The organism is Cohnella sp., from assembly GCF_041641335.1.
GTDB lineage: Bacteria > Bacillota > Bacilli > Paenibacillales > Paenibacillaceae > Cohnella.
Genome location: NZ_JBEPYQ010000079.1, coordinates 1 through 21520 on the forward strand (window position 1 = coordinate 1; position 21520 = coordinate 21520).

At 56.7% G+C, this 21520-nt stretch carries 20 protein-coding genes; 9 read left to right on the forward strand and 11 right to left on the reverse strand.

Features of this window, described 5'->3' with window-relative positions; genetic code table 11:
- The first annotated feature begins 322 nt into the window (after positions 1 to 322).
- Entirely contained in the window at positions 323 to 637 is a 315-nt protein-coding gene (locus ACESLM_RS22430; protein WP_372634545.1) for a winged helix-turn-helix transcriptional regulator, read from the forward strand.
- A 181-nt stretch (positions 638 to 818) separates the two neighbouring features.
- Here ACESLM_RS22430 and ACESLM_RS22435 read toward each other — a convergent pair whose 3' ends face one another.
- The 7 genes from ACESLM_RS22435 to ACESLM_RS22465 form a co-directional block, all read right to left on the reverse strand.
- Positions 819 to 1946 (reverse strand): NADH:flavin oxidoreductase, encoded by a 1128-nt coding sequence (locus tag ACESLM_RS22435; protein WP_372634548.1) that lies wholly within the window; start codon positions 1944 to 1946, stop codon positions 819 to 821.
- 168 nt (positions 1947 to 2114) lie between these two features.
- A complete protein-coding gene (locus ACESLM_RS22440) occupies positions 2115 to 2426 on the reverse strand; it encodes an ArsR/SmtB family transcription factor (protein ID WP_372634550.1) in 312 nt (103 codons plus the stop codon).
- Between the two features lie 21 nt (positions 2427 to 2447).
- The gene (locus ACESLM_RS22445; protein ID WP_372634553.1) at positions 2448 to 2813 is read right to left on the reverse strand and encodes an NAD(P)H-hydrate dehydratase; all 366 of its coding nucleotides are present in this window, start codon (positions 2811 to 2813) and stop codon (positions 2448 to 2450) included.
- Positions 2814 to 2836: 23 nt separating this feature from the next.
- Complete coding sequence (locus ACESLM_RS22450; RefSeq protein WP_372634557.1) at positions 2837 to 3844, reverse strand: phosphotransferase; 1008 nt, start codon at positions 3842 to 3844, stop codon at positions 2837 to 2839.
- 61 nt (positions 3845 to 3905) lie between these two features.
- On the reverse strand, positions 3906 to 4685 hold the full coding sequence (locus tag ACESLM_RS22455) for a VanW family protein (RefSeq protein WP_372634629.1): 780 nt from the start codon (positions 4683 to 4685) through the stop codon (positions 3906 to 3908).
- A gap of 65 nt (positions 4686 to 4750) precedes the next feature.
- Complete coding sequence (locus ACESLM_RS22460; RefSeq protein ID WP_372634560.1) at positions 4751 to 5305, reverse strand: GNAT family N-acetyltransferase; 555 nt, start codon at positions 5303 to 5305, stop codon at positions 4751 to 4753.
- A gap of 2 nt (positions 5306 to 5307) precedes the next feature.
- A complete protein-coding gene (locus ACESLM_RS22465; RefSeq protein WP_372634563.1) occupies positions 5308 to 5940 on the reverse strand; it encodes an HD domain-containing protein in 633 nt (210 codons plus the stop codon).
- Positions 5941 to 6167: 227 nt separating this feature from the next.
- Here ACESLM_RS22465 and ACESLM_RS22470 point away from each other — a divergent pair, with 227 nt between their 5' ends.
- Together ACESLM_RS22470 and ACESLM_RS22475 are read left to right on the forward strand one after the other, a co-directional pair.
- Entirely contained in the window at positions 6168 to 6842 is a 675-nt protein-coding gene (locus tag ACESLM_RS22470; RefSeq protein ID WP_372634566.1) for a response regulator transcription factor, read from the forward strand.
- The gene (locus ACESLM_RS22475) at positions 6839 to 8044 is read left to right on the forward strand and encodes a HAMP domain-containing sensor histidine kinase (protein WP_372634569.1); all 1206 of its coding nucleotides are present in this window, start codon (positions 6839 to 6841) and stop codon (positions 8042 to 8044) included. Before ACESLM_RS22470 ends, ACESLM_RS22475 begins: the two co-directional genes overlap by 4 nt.
- 93 nt (positions 8045 to 8137) lie before the next feature.
- On the opposite strand, the gene ACESLM_RS22480 is transcribed toward ACESLM_RS22475, so the two are convergent.
- Entirely contained in the window at positions 8138 to 8428 is a 291-nt protein-coding gene (locus ACESLM_RS22480) for a hypothetical protein (RefSeq protein ID WP_372634572.1), read from the reverse strand.
- A 163-nt stretch (positions 8429 to 8591) separates the two neighbouring features.
- Between ACESLM_RS22480 and ACESLM_RS22485 the strand changes: the two genes are divergently transcribed.
- The 3 genes from ACESLM_RS22485 (at position 8592) to ACESLM_RS22495 (ending at position 15335) form a co-directional block, all read left to right on the forward strand.
- A complete protein-coding gene (locus ACESLM_RS22485) occupies positions 8592 to 12410 on the forward strand; it encodes a response regulator (protein WP_372634574.1) in 3819 nt (1272 codons plus the stop codon).
- 91 nt (positions 12411 to 12501) lie between these two features.
- Positions 12502 to 13230 carry a response regulator transcription factor gene (locus tag ACESLM_RS22490; RefSeq protein WP_372634577.1) on the forward strand — a complete coding sequence of 243 codons (729 nt, stop codon included), beginning with the start codon at positions 12502 to 12504 and terminating at the stop codon, positions 13228 to 13230.
- Between the two features lie 233 nt (positions 13231 to 13463).
- On the forward strand, positions 13464 to 15335 hold the full coding sequence (locus tag ACESLM_RS22495) for a putative bifunctional diguanylate cyclase/phosphodiesterase (RefSeq protein ID WP_372634632.1): 1872 nt from the start codon (positions 13464 to 13466) through the stop codon (positions 15333 to 15335).
- 21 nt (positions 15336 to 15356) lie between these two features.
- Here ACESLM_RS22495 and ACESLM_RS22500 read toward each other — a convergent pair whose 3' ends face one another.
- Together ACESLM_RS22500 and hisC are read right to left on the reverse strand one after the other, a co-directional pair.
- On the reverse strand, positions 15357 to 15887 hold the full coding sequence (locus tag ACESLM_RS22500; RefSeq protein ID WP_372634634.1) for a YfiT family bacillithiol transferase: 531 nt from the start codon (positions 15885 to 15887) through the stop codon (positions 15357 to 15359).
- 52 nt (positions 15888 to 15939) lie between these two features.
- Positions 15940 to 16998, reverse strand: a complete 1059-nt coding sequence (gene hisC / locus ACESLM_RS22505; RefSeq protein WP_372634580.1) for a histidinol-phosphate transaminase — start codon at positions 16996 to 16998, stop codon at positions 15940 to 15942.
- A gap of 172 nt (positions 16999 to 17170) precedes the next feature.
- On the opposite strand from hisC, the gene ACESLM_RS22510 reads away from it, so the two are divergent.
- Both ACESLM_RS22510 and ACESLM_RS22515 read left to right on the forward strand, forming a co-directional pair.
- Positions 17171 to 17923 (forward strand): DUF2087 domain-containing protein, encoded by a 753-nt coding sequence (locus ACESLM_RS22510; protein ID WP_372634582.1) that lies wholly within the window; start codon positions 17171 to 17173, stop codon positions 17921 to 17923.
- A 219-nt stretch (positions 17924 to 18142) separates the two neighbouring features.
- A complete protein-coding gene (locus tag ACESLM_RS22515; RefSeq protein WP_372634585.1) occupies positions 18143 to 18508 on the forward strand; it encodes a GIY-YIG nuclease family protein in 366 nt (121 codons plus the stop codon).
- On the opposite strand, the gene ACESLM_RS22520 is transcribed toward ACESLM_RS22515, so the two are convergent.
- Positions 18501 to 19454 carry a hypothetical protein gene (locus ACESLM_RS22520; RefSeq protein WP_372634588.1) on the reverse strand — a complete coding sequence of 318 codons (954 nt, stop codon included), beginning with the start codon at positions 19452 to 19454 and terminating at the stop codon, positions 18501 to 18503. The genes ACESLM_RS22515 and ACESLM_RS22520 overlap by 8 nt on opposite strands.
- Before the next feature lie 192 nt (positions 19455 to 19646).
- Here ACESLM_RS22520 and ACESLM_RS22525 point away from each other — a divergent pair, with 192 nt between their 5' ends.
- Positions 19647 to 21203, forward strand: coding sequence for an ABC-F family ATP-binding cassette domain-containing protein (locus tag ACESLM_RS22525; protein ID WP_372634591.1), 1557 nt, complete (start codon positions 19647 to 19649; stop codon positions 21201 to 21203).
- Positions 21204 to 21520 lie beyond the last annotated feature (317 nt).

The window sequence follows — 21520 nt, forward strand, 5'->3', positions numbered from 1 at the left end:
CCGCAACCGTAAAACATTGAACGACTTACAGCCGTCTTGACGGTGCATCGCGGGCATGTCCCGTGTTGCAGGGCTGTTGTCAACCAGCCTAATGTAACGCCACGCCAAGGAAGGAGCCGCAAGGCGTTTGCACTTCCGGGCAGTTACAAGCTCCCGCCTCTATAGGCGGTGGTCGTTGACGGATAACACCCTTTCAATGCTCTGTTTTGTCGACTAACGGATCCGTTAATTGACATTATAAAAGCAGTGCTATCATAATGTAAGAAGGCAAAGCGGTTTGATGTAATCCGAAGGAATTGACTAACTAACCTTTTGTAAGCGGATGATCGAATTGTCCAGCGAATCTTCCGAATCGGCTGCTCCCTTCCCTAACATTTGCAACGCATTGATCATTCTCGGCTCCAAGTGGACGTTTCCCGTATTGGCCGAACTGGCCGCCGGGCCGCTTCGGTTCAAGCAGCTGCAGAGAAATACGAAGGTGATCAATACCCAGTCTTTGACCGATACGCTGCGTTTGCTGGAGAGAGCGGGCGTCGTGCGCAGAGAGGTATTCCCTACTGTTCCAGTTACGGTGGAGTACTCGCTGACGGAGAGCGGCAACGACTTTCGCTCGGTGCTCGGGGAAATGGACCGGTGAGCGACGAAGTGGGGCAGATTGAAGAGTCGTTAGCGAACAGAATCGAGTAATGCGTGCCGTTTAGATTAAAAAAATGGCGGCGCAAGAACTCGCGCCGCCATTTCTCAATTGTCGCACTCAATCCGATTGAGGCATCGCTTTTAACTCCACTCTCCGAGTCCCCAAAGGACGGACCCTGCCATTAATACAGCGTCCGGAGGGATTCCGCCTTGAACGTCTGCAGCTCGTCGAATCGGCCGTCGCGAATTTTCGCGGCCCAGTGCGGGTCGGCCAGCAGCGAACGGCCCACGGCGACGAGGTCGAACTGCTCCTGTTCCAGCCGCTCGATCAGTTCGCCGATGTCGGATACGTCCGAGTTTTGCCCGCGGAAGGCTCCTCCGAATTCGGCGTCAAGGCCGACGGAGCCGACCGTGATCGTCGGTTTGCCGGTCAATTTCTTCACCCATCCGGCGAGATTCAAGTCGGACCCCGGAAATTCCGGTTCCCAGAAGCGGCGCGTCGAGCAGTGAAAAATGTCCACGCCAGCTTCGACGAGCGGCGCAAGAAACTGCTCCAGCTCCTCCGGCGTCTTTGCCAGCTTGGCATCGTAAAATCCCGCCTTCCATTGGGAAATGCGCAGGATGATCGGAAAGTCCTCGCCTGTCGCCCGTCTGCATGCTCTGACGATATCGGCCGCGAACTTCGTACGGGAGACGAGATCGCCTCCGTACTCATCGTCCCTGCGGTTCGTCTGCTCCCAGAAAAACTGGTCGATCAAATAACCGTGCGCGCCGTGCAGCTCGATACCGTCGAACCCGAGGCGCTTCGCCTCCCCGGCAGCCCGGCCGAACGCTTCCACGATCGATTCGATCTCTTCCGCCGACAGCGGTTCGTTCGTCTTCTCTCCCGTTAAGGTAAGACCCGAAGGACCGACCGACGGCGCTTCCGGATTCGGGAGAGAGCCGTTTTGGCGCGTCATGCCGACATGCCAGAGCTGCGGCACGATTTTGCCTCCTGCCTCGTGGACCTCGGAGACGACCTTCGCCCAGCCCTCCAACGACGCTTCGCCGTGGAACAATGGGATATTGGGGTCTCCCGTCCCCGCCGGATGGTCGATGATCGTGCCTTCGGTGACGATCAATCCGACTCCGTTCTCCGCCCTGCGCCGATAATAGGCCGCCACGTCCGGCCCCGGCACACCTCCCGGGGAACGGCTCCGAGTCATCGGAGCCATGACGATCCGATTGGACAATTGAAGCTTCTCCGACTCGAAAGGCTTGAATAACGTATTTGCCGCACGCTGCTGCGTGCCGTAGGTTTCTTTGCTCACTTTGCAACCTCCAATTTAATTATTCTGTATATATATAAATATAGATATACACAAACCCAAGCAAAAACGCCTTTGGCGTCCTCTAGACGCAAAATCGAGTTGTTGTCGGAGGTGAATCAGAAAAGTATATCGAATTTTATCCTTTCTGATTCACCGAAAAAAGATCAGCTAGAGACAATCTTGAAGCCGTGCGATAAACTGGCGGATTCCCTCTTCATTTCGCCGGTAATACGTCCATTGGCAGTGCCTTCTGGATTCCAGCAAACCCGCCTGCTGCATCTTCACAAGGTAGCCCGATATGACCGATTGAGCGAGTCCTGCTTTATCCGCGATTGCTCCTACGCATATCCCCCCCTGGAAATCGCAGTCCGCAGGCATATGGCTTTGCGGGCCGAAATGCCGTTCAGGCTCTTTCAACCACTCCAGTATGCGAATTCTCGTCTCGTTCGACAGCGCCTTGATGATCGATAAAGTATCCATGAGCTTAGTATATCTATTTTTCTAGAAATGTAAATATATCTGGTGGTGGCTCGGATTACAGCGTCTCGACGATATCGCCCGCAACGAGCGAACCGATCGAACCGCGGTTCGAGGCGGCGTCACAATCGTTTCGGCCTTGCGAGGTCTCCATGACGAGAATTCGCCGGAGGCGATCGTTTCGGCGACCATGTTCAGCGCATCCGCATCAAGAACAAGCGGCGCGATCACACCGCTCCACAGCTCCCGCAGCCACAGCGAGTCTCCCGCCCAGCGGCCGAGGCCCGGGCCCGCAACGACGGCTTGCTTCCCCGCCGCGCTTGCCGTGATCTCCCTACCGCTCGTCCCGCGCCACTCTCCGTTCCCGTCGTCGGCAACGCCGAAGAGCATCGCTTCGGGAAGAGGACAAAAGTTTATGACATTAAATACTTCCCGACCTTACTCGCCAACCGTTCGCTCTCTTCGTTCAGCTTCAGTAAATTCCTCGCCGCCGAAGCCGTCTGCTCCTTAACCGTCCCGATGCCGTCGACTCCGTCGAAGTACCGGTTCAGGAAGTGCAGGAACACGTCGAGCGTCCGCAGCCGGATCAAGCCCGGAATCGCCTCGGCTTCTTCCCGGCTCAGCCGCAGCCGCCTTCCCGCGCCGCGCAGAAACGCGTCGATCATCTCCGGTCCGTTGTCCGCGTCAAGAAAACCGGAGACGACGACGGCGATCTCCATCGCCCGAAGGTCCCGCGTGCAAAACTCGAAGTCGAGAATCGCCCCGATCGTTCCGGCATCATCCGCCGCGGCGAGGCAGTTCGAGAAGTTGATATCGCCGTGGATCAGCTGATGCGGAAGCGAGCGAAAGCGCGGCAAATAAGCCCGGAAAGCGGCCAACTCCTCCCCGACCAGCCTCAGTGCGGCCGCTTCTTCCCGCAGCTTCGCAGGCGGCTCCCCGCAAAATGCCGTCACCTTGTCCGGCGTGCACCAGGAGTACGACGACTCCATCTCGTAATAGGGGGCGTACGCGGGAGCTCCGGGCAGCTCCAACGCGGCCAAGGCATGAGTCAGCTCTCCGGTCGCCTCGCCCAAGCTTTCCGCCGCGGTGACCGCTCCCTCCGCCGGACGCTCTCCTTCAATGTAAGCGAACAGGCAGGCCAGCCGCTCCGTTCCGTCCTCCAGCCGAACGATCGTGCTCCCATCTTCGCACGCGGCCGGATTCGGTACCCGAAACGAAAGATTAACCTCATTAAGTTTCTTCAGCAGCAAATGCTCGAAGCCGATTTTCTTCTCGTCCTTATGCGTCTCGTAAATTCTCAGCACCCATCTGCGCCCGTCCGCGCGGACGAAACGCGTCGTATTGTTCCAGCCCGTGTGCCCTCGCTCGATCTCCCAGCTTCCGTCCGGGAAGTAGCGTCGCAAAATGGAATCGAATGGCAAGCTTGTTCCCACTTTCCTGCGTTTTCTTCGTTTGATCACCGCTGATGACCGCGCCCCGCCGTTACTCCTTCGCATCCTCTGCATCCGTAGCTCCAGCCGAAGGCTCGCCAAGCAGCGGCGAATACATCATCAGCGCATCGTTTTGCGCGATTGGCTCCTCCGTCAGCCATTCGCCTTCGGCCGTATAGACGTCGCGGTAAAGCTCATTGTGCCGAACGTAGCCGCCCCATGGCTCCAGCGTAATGCGATGATTTCTCTCCCGCACCTCGTACCGGTAACGCCCCGGCTGCTCCGCATACCATGCTCCATGCAAATATTCGTTATCCATGCTTAAACGGAGCTGATACGTTGACGTCGTGCGATTTGTAATCCGCAAATCCAAATAATTATAAGAGCAAGTAGCGCCGCTCCCGAATGGCTGAGTCCGCGAAGCGTCGGGAAACACGTCGTAGCTGTGCCGATGCCTCTCCGTCACGGTCAGCTCGGTATGCAGCGTCATCCAATAGATGAGGTTGGACAGCTGGCACAGACCGCCGGCCAGTCCCGTCCGCACCTGCCCGCAGAACAGAATCATGCCGTCGACGTAGCCCTTGCGTCGCGTCGGCCTGCCAATCGAGCGCCAGTAGGACAGCGTCTCTCCCGGATGCAGCACAATTCCGTCCAGCCGGGGCAGCGCCGCCCGCAGATTTATGACTTTGCTGCGCTGCAGCTCCATGTCGGAGTCGGCGAGCTTCCGAATAAGCGGCGTCCGGTGCTGCGCAACGGCAAAAGGCAGCCGATCCAGGCTCCTCCGCTTGGCGAATCGAACTCCTCCGAACATCCATTCCCCATAGCGGCGCATCGAATAGTACCACTTGCCGGCTTTAAGCCGCAGCGGCGAACGCGCGATCGGCCGAAGCTGAGGCTTCACGACTCATTCGCCCCTTTTTTCCAATCGGACCTCAGCAGCCCCATCTGAATGACGTCCCAGTAACGGCCGTTCTTATACTGGCGCTCGCGCAGCCGTCCTTCCTGCACGAATCCGCAGCTTGCGTAGCACCGGATGGCGCGCTCGTTGAAGTCGTACACTTCGAGCTCCAGACGGTTCAGGTTCATCTCGCGAAAAGCGAAATCCACCAGCAGCCGCATCGCCTCCGTGCCGTAGCCGCGCCCCATATGCTCGGTCGATCCGATGACGATGCCGATTTTGCCGACGCGGTTTTTCCAATCGATCGAATCCAGGTTCACCTGTCCGATGTAGGCTTCCGTGGCGAGATCGGCAATGACGAAGCCTCTGGCGTCCGTATTGCCCTCCAGCATCGCTTCCAGATAAGCCTCGGTCGATTCCTGCGCATGGGGGTACAGAAAAATGTCCGACAGATGGCAGACGATGTCCGGATCGTTCACCCAATGGCGAATCCACGGCAGATCGTCCTTCCGGTACTCTCTCAGCATCACGTTTGTTCCTGGCAATCTCGGCATGCTCATTCCTCCCCGAGCTTCGGATCGTCGAGCAGAATGCCCTGATCGATCGATTTTTGCACGATTTCCTGCGTAAACGCCCACAGCGTCTCCGATGTCTGCCGAACGGGCTCGAGCCGCTTCAGCACCTGCGAGCGCACGATGCCGTTTTTGCGCCAGCTCACGCCTCCGGTATAGTAATTATGGATGACAGGCTGCAGCCGGTCGAGCGCCGAAGCGTACTTCGCCTCCGCCGTCTCCCCGTCCTCGAACTCCCGCCACAGCGTCGTCCATTCCTCCCGCTGATCGTCCGGCAGCAGGCCGAACAGCCTGTCCGCCGCCGCTTTTTCGCGAGCCTCTTTATCTTCGTAACCCCGAGTGTCGTAAGCGAACGTGTCGCCCGCGTCGATCTCCACGAGGTCGTGCAGCAGCAGCATCCGGATGACGCGGTTCAGATCCAGCGACGGATCGTCGGCGTGCTCCAGCAGCAGCGCGGACCATATGGAGACGTGCCAGCTGTGCTCGGCCGAATTTTCAAGCCTGCTCTTGTCGATCAGATACGTTTTGCGAAGCACCGATTTCAATTTGTCGATTTCCACCAAAAAAGCGAGCTGAGCGCTCAACCGATCGTTGCCGATCCATACGTCTTTCGTCATCTCTATTCCCTCCGCTCTCTATTGCCCTATTGTACCATGCGAGAATGCGTCCGGCCCATCCTAAGGCCATGTTCATATTCAGTTCATATTCTCGGCGCACAATAGGAGCGAGATTAGGAGTAACCTCCTCCGCGTGCCGATGGTGGCATTTCGGCTTCGTTAAGCGGATAATGAAACCTATCATGCAAGTTCGTACCCCAAACCGATGGAAAAAGGAGGCGCTGTCCATGACCCGAATACTCGTCGTCGACGACGATCCGCACATTCGCGAATTGGTGGAAGTGTTCCTCGTTCAGGAAGGATTCGAGGTCGTTACGGCGACCGACGGCATGCACGCGCTCGAGCAGCTCGAGTCGACTCCGGCGGATCTGGTCATTCTGGACATCATGATGCCGCGCATGGACGGCTGGGAGCTGTGCAAGGAGCTTCGCGAGCATTACGATATGCCGCTGCTCATGCTGACCGCCAAAGGAGAAACGATGCAGAAGATCAAAGGCTTCCAGCTCGGAACAGATGACTACATGGTCAAGCCGTTCGAGCCCGTCGAGCTGGTCGCGCGGGTCAAAGCGTTGCTGAAGCGCTATCGGATCTCGATCTCCCAGAACGTCACGGTCGGAACCGTCGTATTGAATCGGCAGACGTACACGCTGCAAGCCGGCGAGCAGGCACTCACCCTTCCTCTTAAAGAATTCGAGCTGCTGTTCAAGCTGGCCAGCTATCCGGGTAAAACCTTCTCCAGAGAGCAGTTGATCGAGCAAATCTGGGGCTTCGATTACGAAGGGGACGAACGGACGGTAGACGTCCATATCAAGAGGCTGCGGGAGAAATTTCCGGACGGCCAGCACGGTTTCCGCATCGCGACGATCCGGGGCTTGGGCTATCGCTTGGAGGCAACGCCATGAGGCGACGAGACGCTCCACCCAGAGGCAGGCCCGAATTTTCCGGGCACGGACGGAGACGGGGAGGCCAGCATTTCAACGTATTCCGGGAAAATATAGAGCACCGGAAGCGAATGAAGGAGCTGGGCAAGGATTTTCGCCCTTCCCGCAAGTGGCTGATCTTCATTTTCGCGCAGCTTCATGTCGGACTGGCGATCTGTTGGCTGCTCTCCCATCTCGTGCTCGATACCGTCTACGCCAAGTGGTTTCCGCAATACGAGGATACGCTGCTCCGCCAGTATTTTACGTTCGTGCTGACCATGTTCTTCCTATTCGTCGCCGCGAGCCTGATTCGGCTGTTCTTTGCGCCCCTCCGCCGACAGATGGAATGGTTCATGCAGATGATCCATGCGATGAAGCAGCTGTCCAAGGGCAACTTCAACGTAAACCTGGACGCGAATCCTCGTTTCATGGGCCAATTCGGTCCTCTTGTTACAAGCTTTAACGAGATGGCCAGTCAGTTGAACCATATGGAGCAGATTCGCCAGGAGTTCATCTCCAACGTCTCGCACGAGATCCAATCTCCGCTTACGTCGATCGCCGGCTTCGCCCGTGCGCTGCAGCGCGACGACCTCGCTCCCGAGACGCGCAAGCATTACCAGAACATCATCGAGACCGAGAGCAAGCGGCTGTCGCGGATGAGCGACAATCTGCTAAAGCTGACGTCGCTCGAATCCCGGCAGCATCCGTTCGAAACAAAAACCTATCGGCTGGACAGACAACTCCGTCACCTTATTCTCAGCTGCGAGCCTCAGTGGCAGGACAAGAAGATCGAGATGGATGTCGACTTGCCGGAGTGCTCGCTGACGGCCGACGAAGACCTGCTGAGTCAAGTATGGGTTAATCTGCTTCACAACGCCATCAAGTTCGCTCCCGAGGGCGGAACGATCGGCGTTCGCGTGTCGAAGGTCAACGATCGGATCCGTGTGCTCATTACCGACGACGGCCCGGGCATATCGGAGGCTGCTCTCCCCCATATTTTCGAGCGGTTCTACAAAGAGGACAAAGCCCGGACGCGCGCGGGGGGCGGCAGCGGCCTGGGACTGTCCATCGTCAAGAAAATCGTCGAATTGCACGGTGGAGAAACGTTCGCCTACAACCTCTCCCCTTCCGGCGCCGCTTTCGCAGTCGACTTGCCTTTCTCCCGAGCGGACTCCCCGCCATAAGCAAGAGGGGCTGTCCCATAGTAGGGACGTACAAAATTAGCGATAGGTGAATGTCGGAGACGATTCAGATCATAAAAAACAGGCTTCCGGCATCTAGGCCGGAAGCCTGTTCAGCATATAACGAAGGAACAAAGCTTGAAGCTCCCGCGAGGATCGCGTTCTCGTCTTGCCCATCATGCAGGCCAGCCGGTTGTTCAGCGCTTCCGGCTCCATTTTCGCGTACATCACGATCTCCTCGTCTGACAGCCCGTACAAGAGACAGAGCTTAAACGCCGTCGTCTCCCCTGCCGTAAAACCGTATCGTTCTCCGAACTCCTCGCACAATCGGACGGAACGGGCGTCATCCGTCGTTACGACTTCCCAATCCGTCATCATGGTCGCCACGATACCGAACTCCTCTCGAATTTGCAAGATAGATCTGTCGAAATCTGACTTCATTAGATATGATAGAATCAATGTATTAGAAGATTTAGGCAGGATGTATTTGTTTTGTATGAAAATGTCTAATCATTTTCCAACGATATCCTTAAATACGGAGGTTCACGACATGTTCCGCTCTCTTCGCTTCAAGATCGCCGTCGCTCTTATCGTCCTCAATTCGATCTCGTTCGTCGCGATGAGCTTTATCAACTACGAAACCTCCAATAAACAGATGAACGACCAGCTCGTTCGCCATCGTCTCGCCAGCTTGACGAGCACTGTCAGCAACTTGAACGCCATGCTCTCCCTGCGCATGAAGGAAGCCGAGCTGCTCAGCCATTCGATTCCGATGCGCTTGCGAACTCCGGAAGAACGCCTCGCTTATTTGAACAGCGCGGTGTCCCTGACCGACCTGCCGGCCAGGCACATCGGCTTCGCATCCCTGACGGGCAGAATGACGTTAACGAACGGTGAAGCGCTTCAAGTATCCGAGTTCTCTGCCTTCCGCCAAGCGCTTGACGGCAAGAGCGCCTTCGCCGCAATGATGCTGGACTCGACGGGTTATCCCGTGCTGTGGCAGATGGTTCCGTTTCACGATCCCGACAACCGGCTGATCGGCGTCATCGGTTTCGCATTGGATGCCCCGCTGTTGTTCTCCAGACATCTCAACGTGGATTCGGGCGATTACAAGGACAGCGCGTTGATCTTGATCGACCGGGACACGAACTTGCTTCACTACACGGACACCTCCCTCATTCTGAGAAGAAACTACGTCACCGACGAACCCGCCGTCGTCGAATTCGCGCGGCAGCTCCAAGGCAGCGATCACGGCTACGGGGAATCCATGCTGTTCGGGCGCGTATTGAAAATGTTCTACGTCAAAGTGCCGAACACAGAGTGGTACGCGGTCTACTCGGTGTCCAAGAGCGAATTTGAAGCGCCGCTGCGGCATTCGCTCTGGCTGAACATCTCTCTGATCGCAGCCACCGAGCTCTTATTAAGCTTGTTCCTGTACGCCGTCACGCATCGATCGATTCTGCGAAGGCTCAAACAGGTCGTCGCCGTGACCCAGAAAGTGGCGGCCGGGGATTTCTACCCGAGCCCCTTGTCGATCAAGAGCAAGGACGAAATGGGCATGCTGGCAAGCTCAGTCAACGGCATGATCGACAATTTGCAAGAGCTGTTCGAACCCTATCAAGCTTTCATCCGGCACAATCAGTATGCTATGATTGTAACGGATTCCCAATTCATAATTACCTCTTACAATCAACGCGCAGAGGAAATGCTGGGCTACGGAGAACACGAAGTCATCGGAAGAAAGTCCCTGCTCCTCTGGCACGATCAAGATCAGTTGCAAGAACGCGCGACCTACTATTCGCACAAGCTGCAAAGCCGGGTGAACTCGGATGAATCCGTCTTGTTCCTGATGCCGCGCAAAGGCTTTTTGCCGGATTGGGAATGGACCTGGATCAACCGCGAAGGCGCGCGCATGCTCGTATCGTTGAACACAAGCATCATCCGCCATCCGGACGGAACCGCCAAAGGCTATGTGCTCATCGCCAGGGATGTCAGCGAGATCAAACAAGCGGTCGCGACGAACACGAGGCTCTTCGAAATTATGGACAGCGCGCACGATATGATCGCTTCCTTCGACGTGCGCGGCCAGATCTTCTATTTGAACAAAGCCGGCCTCACCTTCCTCGATATCGCCGCTTTGAATGAAAACAATAATCGGCTCAACCAGTATATGCCCATTCCGATGACGGTCCGCTTCGCGGAGGGACTGTCGGCGGCGCGGGCGCACGGGTACTGGCAGGGAGAGATCGATTTCACGACCTCAAGCGGCCGCATTCAGACGACTTCGATTACCGTCGTAGCCCATCAAACAGATGACGAAAAGGAAATCTACTATTCCACGATCGCTCGGGATATTTCCCACCAGAAGGAAATTCAGCTGCAGCTTCTGAGCGCCAAGGAAGATGCCGATCGGGCCAACGAAGCGAAGAGCTCTTTCCTCGCGAGGATGAGCCACGAGATTCGAACCCCTCTGAACGGGATCATCGGCTTGACTCATCTTCTTCAACGGCTGGAGCATACCGAGCTGCAAGCGAACTACCTGAAGCAGATTGCCTTGTCCTCCGACAACCTGCTTAGGCTGCTTAACGACATTCTCGATTACTCCAAGCTGGAGGCGGACAAGCTGACGATCGAGAACGTGCCGTTCGAGCCCGAAGATCTGCTGCAGAAGCTGAGCGGCCTCTTCTCCGTGCTGATCGGTCCGAAGCCGGTCGACTTCATTATGCGCGCCGATCCGCGCATTCCGGATTGGTTGATCGGCGATCCTACGCGCCTAAAGCAAATTTTGCTTAATTTGGGCAGCAACGCGATCAAATTCACGAACATCGGGCTGATCGAACTTTCCGTATCCGCGGTCGAGGTCGACGAGTATCAGGCGAAGCTCGCCTTCTCTGTGAAGGATACCGGCATCGGCATGACCGAGCAGCAGCGCGAACGCCTGTTCGAACCGTTCATGCAGGCCGATGAGAAAACAAGCCGCAAGTACGGCGGAACCGGACTCGGACTCGTTATCTCCCACACGCTGGTCGAACGGATGGGCGGCACGATTGCCGTGGAGAGCGAGTATCAAGTCGGAAGCGAGTTTACGTTCGAATTGACATTTCCCGTAAGCGCGGATCGGCCGATTGCGGTCAAGCCGCAGTTCCCGGGGCTGAAGGTCATCGTGCTCGAAGATCACGACCAAGTCGCCGAGCATTGGCGCGTTCTGCTCACCTCCTTCGGATGCGAGACGGTCGCTTTGTCTTCTTGGCGGCAAGCTCGGCTGCTGCTGCAGGAATCCCGTTGGGACGCGATTGTCGTCGACATGGAGTGCGGGGATATGCATGGAGAAGACACGTGGATGGAATGGAAATCAGAGCTGGACGCGGCAGGCGTGAAGGCGATTGCGTCCACGACGCTCTCCGGACACGACGCCCTCTATCAGCTTCCGGACGCTTATCGTCCCGAGGTCGTGCTTGTCAAGCCGTCTTCCGCGCTGCCGATTCGGCAAGCGCTGCAAGTCGTCAGCAGCTCCTCTCGAACGTCGGCCGATCGCCACTCCGTTCTACCGGCTTCGGATTCCGGCAAGGCGGGGTCCGTCGAAGACGCGAACGCCCGCATCTGGGTCGTCGACGACCAATCGATTAACCGGATCGTCGTGAAGCAGCTGCTGGATTCGCAAGGTTATGAAGCTTTATTGCTGGAAAGCGGAACAGAGGCCGTCGAACTGATCGAGTCGGAGCAAGCGGCGGCCGACTTGATTTTGATGGATCTGCATATGCCGGACATGGATGGCATCGAGGCGACCGTGCGCATACGCAAGCTGCACGACAAGGAACGCTTGCCTATCGTCGCCGTAACCGCCGACGTAACGCCCGAGATGCATGCCCGCTGCCGCGACGCGGGCATGAACGATATCGTGACGAAGCCGATCGAACCCGGCGTCCTGTACGCCTCTATCGGCCGATGGCTGCCCGGCGGGGGCCTCTCTCCGTCACTGCCCAGCCCGGTTCCGATCGGCGAGGCCGTCGGCCCGTCGTGGCCCAACCTGCCCGAGCTGAAAGCCGGAGTCGCACTGCAGCGGATCGGCGGCAAAGAGCAGCTCTATATGAAGCTGTTGGACAAGTTCATGGCGCAATATTCCGATTTCCAGCAGCAGTTGGACCGGCTTCGGGAGGACGGGAAGATGAACGATGCGATCCGGCTCGCTCATTCGCTGAGCGGTTCCGCGGGACACCTCGGAGCGTTGGCCATCCAGGAAGCTGCGGCGACGCTTGAGCGCTCTCTTCGCGGCGAAGATCGGGTAGCGGAAGCGGAGGAACGGCTCAACCGGTCTCTGGAAACCGGAATAAAGACGATGAATCGTCTTCTTAATGAAAAAAGGAGTTAGACGAACGACTGACCGCATTATATAATAGACATGCGAGCGCAAATGTTAGCAAAATATGAGCATTCCTAACATTTTACTTAAAGGGTGTGACATGACGTTGACGAGAGTGCTTGTAATTGAAGATGATCCAATCATCGGAGAGATGCTCACCCTCTACCTCACCGAAGAAAATTTCGACGTTCAACGCGTGGAGACCGCGCGCGACGGCAAGCAAGCGCTTGACACCTTTAAGCCGGATATTTTGTTGCTTGACCTGATGCTGCCCGATGCGAGCGGGACGGAGCTTTGCGCGGAATTCAGGCAGCTGACGGCCATTCCGATCATCGTCATTTCCATGAAGCCGTCCGTTACGGTTCGCATTCAGGCGATCAGCTACGGCGCGGACGATTTTCTCGTCAAACCGTTCAGCATGCAGGAGCTTAAAGTTCGCATGGAAGCGGTGCTCCGCCGGACATTGAACTTGACTCCGGGCGCCAAGACGGTCGCCTCCCAGCAGCCGTACGACCCGCATCATGCCGCCTCCTCTCCCGGAAGCGGACTGACGCTTGATCTGGAACGGCGCACGATCGTGCTCGACGGCGAACATATCGAGACGACTTTCTCCGAATACGAGATTATGAAGCTCTTCTATCAGCATCCGAATCGCGTCTTCAGCAGAGAGGAATTGATTAACGCCGTTCGCGGCATCGACTCTTTCATTAACGATCGTGCAATCGATGTTCACGTCACCAACTTAAGGCGCAAGCTGGAGAGAAACCCCAAAGAACCGCAGTATATCAAAACGGTTTGGGGAGTAGGCTACAAATTCATGAATCCATAGATCCATCGACTACATAGTTGCAAAAGAACTTCCGGACTTCGCTTTCGGGCGCTAATCGGGAAGTTCTTTTCTTTTGTCAACGGCGCACATCCTTTCCTAACAATTTCCTTAATACTTTTCCTGTAATTTCCTTAATGATTAACATTCAAACTGAAGTGGGTTTTTCTATGTCCGCGACTCCGCCGAATTCGCACACGCGGATACCGTTCATGCATGGGGAGTGATGACTGTTGATGAACTGGCTTAATCTGATCGGACTCATGCAGCATATGGCCGTCGTCATCCTGTTTCTCGTGATCGGTAATCGCCTGTATCCTTCGGCGATTCACCGAAAGGTCGCGCTTAAGAACGGAATGCACGGTCTTCTCTTCGGAACCGCGGGCATTCTGACGATGCTTATCCCTTTCCAGGGAGGGGCGGGAACGCTCGCTCCCACGTATCATATCGTCGCGGCGTTGGCGGCTTGGGTCGGCGGACCGTTGTCCGCGCTCGTCTCCGCAGGGTTGATGCTCGGCGTGCGGGTCGCTTTGGGCGGCGTAGGCATGGAGACCGGTATCGTCGCTGTCGGGCTCTCTTCCGCGATCGGCCTTGTCTACCGGCGTCTTCGTCCGGCCGACGGCGAGAGCTCCCTCCGTCTCGTTCACCCTGCGCTGATCGGCGTGCTCGTCTCCGCCGCTTGCATGGGCTTGGCTGCAATTATGCTGCCCGAGGAAATTCGTTCGACCTGGCTCTGGCGCAGCGCTCCGAGCACGATTGTCGTCTTCCCCGTCTCTTCCATGCTCTTTCACTACTTCATGAACTCGGAATGGACGAGAAAACGCCGCTACGCCATCGACGAGAAGAGCGGCCTGATGTCCTCCGCGCTGTTCGTCCAACAGATCCGCAAATGGATAGACGCGCGCACTCCCTTCTATCTCGCATTACTTGATATCGACGGCTTCAAGATCGTTAATGACATTAATTGTGAGCTGTCGAGAGCCCGTCTGCTGAATCAAGTCGGCCAACGTCTGAAAAACTGGATGCCAGACAACGCTTTGGTATGCAGGCTGGAGCGCGAGGAGTTTCTTATTGTCATGACCGATCCTTCGTTTCGCAAGCTTCCCGACGTCTCGCTGGAAATTTGGGACGAATTGCAAACGCTGTTATCGTCCCCCTATTCAGTGGACAGCCAGCTCTATCATCTAACGCCCCATATCGGAGTGACGGCGTATTGGAACGAAGCGGTTACAGTCGAGGAATTGCTCCCGAGAGCGTACGCGGCGCTGCAGCATGCCAAGGATTCGGGCTTGCAGCAAGTCGTTCAGTACCACGAGAAGCTGACGATGCAGATCCGGCGCCGCACGATGATCGAAGTGCACGTCCGCAAGGCGCTGCAGCAGAATGAGCTGCATCTGCAGTATCAGCCGCAATACGAGGTGCAGTCGGGGCGGCTAAGAGGATTCGAAGCGTTGCTGCGCTGGGAGCATCCGGAGCTGGGCAAAGTCGAGCCCAAAGAGTTCATCCCGCTCGCCGAAAGCACCCAATCGATGCTCTCGATCGGCCAATGGGTAGTTCGACAAGCGTGTCTGACGCTGATGCGGGTCGCTCCGTCCCCCTCTTCTCTGACGATATCCGTAAATCTATCCGCCTCTCAGCTGCTTGATCCTGGATTTGTCGACATCGTCGAACAGGCGCTCTCCGACACCGGCATCGAACCGTATCGTCTGGAGCTCGAGATCGCGGAGCATACGCTCGCCGGTTCCTTCGACAAAGCCGAGTTGCCGATGAAGCGGCTCCGGGCTTTCGGCGTCAGGCTTGTGCTCGACGATTACGGGCTGGGGACGACTACTCTACCCCAGCTACGCAGACTGCCCGTTCAGGCGATCAAGATCGACAATAACCTCATGCTGGAAACCGCCGGAGCTTCCGCTCGAGAGTTGAACGATTCCTTGTTCGAATCGCTTAAGCTTCTGCCCTGCGAGATCGTCGCGACGAGATTGGAAACGTACGAGCAGCTCGCCTTCTACAAAAAGCACGAATGCCATTACGCGCAAGGCAATCTGCTGGGACGGCCGATGGACGGCGAGCTTCTGCCGGCTCTAATCGGCGGCGTGCAGCTGGCGTAACGGCCGGCCCGCGCCGACCGCTTAGAGCCAGCCCATTCTCTCGCGCAGAGATGTAATATGCGCGACGTGGTGGCGGCCATGCCATGCATACATTCCGAGCGCGTAATCGAGCCGGCTGACGGATTGCGACGCCGGATGAAAGAACGTTCTGGCGAAATCCGCTTCTCTCATGCCCCTCAGCAGGAACACCCACCTGGCATGCAGCGCCGTCGCGAAGTCGACCGACAGCTCGATCGGAGCCCGGAACGTATCGGGAAGATCAGCCCAAGCCCCTTCATCATAAGGACGGATCGTCGGCTGCTCTTCCGTCAGCGCCAGCTTAAACCTCGCGAAGCTGTTCAGGTGGCTGTCGCCGATGTGGAACGCCACCTGCCGTACCGTCCATCCTTCCGGCCGGTAGGGCGCATCGAGCTGCCGATCGTCTAATCCTTCGAGCGCCGAAGCCAGCTCCGACGGCAGATCCGCGATGCTGGTGATCCAGCTTTCCCTCTGTTGTCCCGTAATCTTCCCTTCGGCATCGAAACGTCCGATCGGATATTTCAGCTTCTCCATATCCATATCCATGTCCATACCCCTCTCCCCTTAGCTCTCGTGCTCGCCCGAATTAGACGGCAAGTTCCCGCAACGCGTCCAGGAACGCATCCATCTCCTCGTCCGTACCGATGCTCACGCGCAAGTAGCGGTCAATTCTCGGCTTGTTGAAGTATCGAACCAGAATGCCCCGTTCCTTCAACGCCGCGAACAGCTCGCTCGCCTCCTTGACCGGGTGGGTCACAAAGACGAAATTCGCCAGCGAGTCGATCACTTCGAAACCCAGCTCTCTAAGCGCCGCCGTCGTTCTCTCCCTTGTCGTCACGACTTTGCGGTTCGTCTCTTCGAAATAAGCCCGGTCCTCGATCGCCGCGATCGCGCCGGCCAGCGCCAGCCTGTCCAGCGTGTACGAGTTGAACGAGTTTTTGACCCGGTTGAGCCCTTCGATCAGGTCGGGATGTCCGAACGCCATACCTACCCGCAGTCCGGCCAGCGATCGCGACTTCGACAACGTCTGAACGACGAGCAGATTCGGATATTCGGCAACGAGCGGCACGACCGATTCCCCGCCGAAATCGATGTAGGCTTCGTCGACGATGACGACTTGCCCTCTGTTCGCTTCGAGAATTTCCTTAATGCCATTAACGATTAAATAACGGGCCGTCGGCGCGTTAGGATTCGGTAAAACGACGCCGCCGTTCGGAACCGAATACGACTTCGGATCGATTCTGAACTGCTCGTCGGTCGGCACCGTTTCATAAGGCAATCTGTACAGCTGCGCATAAACCGGATAGAACGAATAAGTGATGTCCGGGAACAAAATCGGGCGCGTCGCCGAGAAGAACGCCGGAAAAGCGAACGCCAATATTTCATCCGAGCCGTTGCCGACGAATACGTGCTCCTTCGTCAAGTCGTAATGCGCCGCGATCGTCTCGCGCAGCGAGTCGCAGGTCGGGTCGGGATACAGGCGCAAGTCCGCTCCGGCCGCTTCCCTGATCGCCTCCAGCGCTTTCGGGGAAGGCGGATACGGATTTTCGTTCGTGTTCAGCTTGATGTAGGTCCGGTCCTTCGGCTGCTCTCCGGGCACGTAAGGCTCCAAGGATTCGGTCAGTTCGCTCCAGTATGTACTCATCGTCAGAACCTCCACTCTATTTTCTCCCTGATTATACCTTTAGCCGCTTGGCCGGTCTATACGGCGCATCGTCGGCGTCTCGCGGCAGCCGAACGCTATTCATTGACGAAAACAAAACATTTCTGTATATTATCTATCATAAATACAAACATAAACAGGATGTGTTTGCATAATGAGCAACTCGGATGTTTTCTGGAACAGTTCGGTGGAAGAGTTAAAGCAAGGTTACGTTCGTGAAGGGGATTACTTCGTCTGCCTGCTGTGCGGAGAGCGCACGGAGCTTGGCGTCGTCTATCCGGAGGACGGCCGTTATTACGATGCCGGGAAAGCGATGCGCAGCCATATCGGCAAGGCGCATGGCTCGGTATTCGAATACTTGATCGGCCTTGACAAGAAGCTTACCGGCTTGACCGACCACCAGAACAGCCTGCTTCATTTGTTCTATCAAGGCAAATCGGACGACGAGGTGCGCAAGGAGCTGAGCATCGGCAGCGCTTCGACGATTCGCAACCACCGATTCGTGCTGAAGGAGAAGGAACGCCAGGCGAAAGTGTATTTGGCGTTGATGGAGCTGCTGAAGGAGAAAGACCGCCATGCGCCGGACATCGTTCCCGTGCACAGAACCGCCCGGATGGTCGACGAACGCTACCGGATTACGGCGGACGAAGCAGAGCGCGCGCTGGACAAGTATTTTCCCGACGGCCGAGACGGCAAGCTGACCAAGTTCGCCATCCAGGAGAAGCACAAAGTCATCGTCCTGACGGAAATCGCCAAGCGGTTCGAGCCTGGGCGAACGTATTCGGAGAAGGAAGTTAACGAAATTTTGCTGACCGCCTATGAGGATTATGCCGTCTTGAGAAGATATTTGATCGAGTACGGTTATATGGACCGAGAGCCCGACGGCAGCCAATATTGGCTTAAATAGGTGGTTCAAAAAGTCCGCTTTTGATCACGAAGTACCTCAATGAAGCATACTCGACGTCGAATCTTGAATTCAGCCGGTTCTTCCGGTGCTCACGTAGCCTCCACTACGCTCCGCTCCTCATACCCGGTCTTCATCCAACCTTCTTGGTGCTGAAAACCGGACTTTTTGAACTTTCATTTGAACGCTTAAAGCTTAACTACAGAACGGAGAGAAAATAAGATGAAACCGAAAAGCAAAGAAGAACGGGCGCAGCTGATCGCGCAATATAAGGAGATTCCGATCGAAGCGGGCGTCTACCAGATCCGCAACAATATCAATGGCAAGGTGCTCGTCGACACGACCCCGAATTTGAAGTCCTTGAACGGAAGGACCGCCAGCCTGAACATGGGCGCCTATCCGAACAAGGAGCTTCAGCGGGAATGGACCGAATACGGTGAAGAAGCGTTCACGATGGAAGTGCTCGAGGTGCTGAAGCCAAGCGACAATCCATTCGTGAACGTCAAGGACGAGCTAAAGCTGCTGGAGGACAAATGGATCGACAAGCTTCAGCCGTTCGGCGAGAAAGGCTATCATAAACTCAAATAGGCGACAAGTAGCGGCCCCCGGAGATGCCGGTTTCCTCGAAGCGATCCCCTGAAGAGCGCAGAACGGTGAGATTTTCTCCCTCCGCGCCCAGCCATTGCACGCCCAGCACGATGCCGTCGTCGGCGCCGTGGGCGGCGAACAGGAACCGGAACATATCCGGCGAGATCTCTCCCCCGTCGTCGACTCTCCAAGTCGAATTCTCGTCGAAGGCGGCTGGGTAGTCCATCCATAGGAGACGGTTGTCTTCCTCCCATACGAGACTCGCCAGCATATCCTCGCCTTGACGCTGGAATTGAACGACGTAGATTCGCCGGCCGTCCTGGGCGTGAGCGAGCAGCCAGCCCTGCTCGATCGCGCGCCCTTTCGCCTCGGCGATTTTCTGCGCGGCATCGTCCGGCAGCTCGCGATCGGCCGAAGGCTTGAGCGGAATAAGCGCCCGAACGTCGAATTGCTCTTCGGTCGCGAGATAATAACTCTCGTTCGGTGTCGCTTTTCCCTCTTCGATCGTGTAAATATCCCCTTCCATATTGTCGAAGTTATACGCCGCCTGTCTTCCGTTGTCCTGCTCCGAACGCGCCTGATGCTTCTCGTAGCGGATGCGCAGCACCTGAAGTCCGCCTTCCCCGATCGCCAGACGATAGTCGTCCAGCGTCCCTTCCTTCACCGCGTCCGGCTCCTCCATCCCGTCGGTCAGCGCCATCAGCCGCGTACCCTCCTCGTCCGCGAAGGCGAACAGCGGCGACAACGACTCCGTATTCAGCACGGCTTCGGGCGACTCGCCAGCCTCGGACGCGATCGGCGATTCGGAAGGAGATTCCGATGCCGAGCTTGTTGGCGAAGCCGTCGGAGATTCCGCGATCGGCGTTGCCTCGGGCGTATTGCCCGCTCGGGCGCACCCTGCGACGATCAATGCCAACAGGACAATCATTCCCTTTTTCATTCGCATGTCCAGCGCCCCCTGAGTTATCTGTTTCTATCATTATAACCATCAAGCGATTGAGAAGTAACTCAATTAGAGGGCTGCAGTCAGTTGATTTGCTTGACTTTTTCGACAAAGCCGTCGAAGCCGTTGAGTTTTCCGCCATTCACCGCTTATAATGGAAGTTAGTGTGTCAATAAAGGAAAAGGTGTCTGATTCATGAGCATATTAACCGTAACCAACCTGTCGCATGGCTTCGGCGACCGGGCCATCTTCAACGACGTCAGCTTCCGCCTGCTCAAGGGCGAGCATGTCGGCCTCGTCGGCGCGAACGGCGAAGGCAAATCGACCTTTATGAACATCATCACGGGCAGCCTCGAGCCGGATGCCGGCAAAGTCGAATGGGCCAAAAAAGTCCGCGTCGGCTACCTCGACCAGCATTCCGTGCTGGAGAAAGGGATGACGATCCGCGACGCGCTGCGCGGCGCGTTCCGCTATCTGGTCGATCTCGAAGCCGAGATGAACGACATGTACGAGAAAATGGGCTCCGTAGAGCCGGACGAACTGGAGCGGCTGCTGGAGGAAGTCGGCACGATTCAGGACATTTTGACGAACAACGACTTTTATCTGATCGACGCCAAGGTGGAGGAAATCGCACGCGGTCTCGGACTGGGCGACATCGGCCTCGATCGCGACGTGCACGACCTGAGCGGCGGCCAGCGCACGAAGGTGCTGCTCGCCAAGCTGCTTCTGGAGAAGCCGGACATCCTGCTCCTCGACGAGCCGACCAACTATCTCGACGAGCAGCATATCACTTGGCTAACTCGTTTCCTGCAAAATTACGAGAACGCCTTTATTCTCGTCTCGCACGACATTCCGTTCCTAAACAGCGTCATTAACCTGGTGTACCACATGGGCAACCAGGAGTTGAACCGGTACGTCGGCGATTACGACAACTTCGTTCAGCTTCATGAAGCGAAGAAGCAGCAGCTGGAATCGGCCTACAAGCGCCAACAGCAGGAAATCGAAGATCTGAAAGACTTCGTCGCCCGCAACAAGGCGCGCGTCTCGACGCGCAACATGGCGATGTCCCGCCAGAAGAAGCTCGACAATATGGACATCATCGAACTGGCGCGCGAGAAGCCGAAGCCGGAGTTCAACTTCAAAGAAGCCCGCACGTCCGGGCGCATGATCTTCGAGGCGAAAAACCTCGTCATCGGCTACGACGAGCCGCTCTGCCGTCCAATCGACCTGCTGATGGAGCGCGGTCAGAAGGTCGCCCTCGTCGGCGCCAACGGCATCGGCAAGACGACGCTTCTGCGCAGCCTGCTCGGCGAAATTCCTTCCCTGTCCGGCGAAGCCAAGCAAGGCGACAATCTGTTCGTCGGCTACTTCGAGCAGGAAGTCAAGGAAACCGCCGACGAGACGTGCATCGAAGCGGTATGGAAGAACTTCCCGGCGATGACCCAGTTCGAGGTTCGCGCGGCGCTGGCAAAGTGCGGCCTGACAACCAAGCATATCGAGAGCAAGGTCGCCGTGCTGAGCGGCGGCGAGAAAGCGAAGGTCCGCTTATGCAACCTGATCAACAAGCAGACGAACCTGCTCGTGCTCGACGAACCGACCAACCACCTCGACGTCGACGCCAAGGACGAACTGAAGCGCGCGCTTAAGGCGTACAAGGGCAGCATCCTGCTCATCAGCCATGAACCTGAATTTTATCGCGAAGTCGCGACCGATGTCTGGAACTGCGAGACTTGGACGACTAAAGTGTTCTAAAAAGACAAAGAACCGATACGTCGTGGGGTTATCATCCTCCCGGCGTATCGGTTTTTTCTACGGCTTCTAAACTTTCGAGTATCGCGCCTCCAATTGCGCCCAAACGGCGAGCGTTGCTCTAAACTTTCGAGTATCGTCCCCCAATTTGCACCCAAACGGCGAGCGTTGCTCTAAACTTTCGAGTATCGGCCCCCAATTTGTACCCAAACGGCGAGCGTTGTTCTAACCTTTCGAGTATCGGCCCCCAATTTGTACCCAAACGGCGAGCGTTGCTCTAAACTTTCGAGTATCGTCCCCCAATTTGCACCCAAACGGCG